Annotated in this window: 2 protein-coding genes; one reads left to right on the top strand and one right to left on the bottom strand. The window is 60.1% G+C overall.

The features are described 5' to 3' along the window. The coding region (locus tag E0702_RS20465; RefSeq protein WP_368816922.1) for a DNA -binding domain-containing protein at nt 1-157 on the bottom strand (157 nt) is incomplete at its 3' end. Here E0702_RS20465 and E0702_RS19990 point away from each other — a divergent pair. Beyond that, nucleotides 83-318 (top strand): hypothetical protein (locus E0702_RS19990; protein ID WP_240721795.1); only part of this gene is annotated, 236 nt, incomplete at its 3' end. The genes E0702_RS20465 and E0702_RS19990 overlap by 75 nt on opposite strands.

Genomic DNA, 318 nt, shown 5'->3' with positions numbered 1-318 from the left:
GCCCATCATACGCCTGCAACATGCGTTTGGCACGTAGTCGCTTCTGGCGGGTGAGACGTTTGTCGTCAGGAACCACTCTGCCGTGAAGTTGCGCAAGCAAGCGAAAGACAGCGTCGAGACGCGTAAAGCCTTCCTGATCGAGAGGGATGATCGCCACAAGCGCATCATCGTCGGGATCCGATTGCAGAACCTGCAGGCGAAGTTGCCCGCCAACGCCAAGAAGATGGTGGAGGCCGGCGTGGGCGTAACGGATGGTTCCTTCAGGCAGGATCGTCGGTTCCTCCGCGCCGCTCAGGACCTCCGGAACCTTCTGCAGCA

Source organism: Halomonas marinisediminis (assembly GCF_004347715.1).
In the GTDB taxonomy this organism is placed as follows: Bacteria; Pseudomonadota; Gammaproteobacteria; order Pseudomonadales; family Halomonadaceae; genus Halomonas; species Halomonas icarae.
This window is presented reverse-complemented; position numbering and strand designations above follow the sequence as displayed.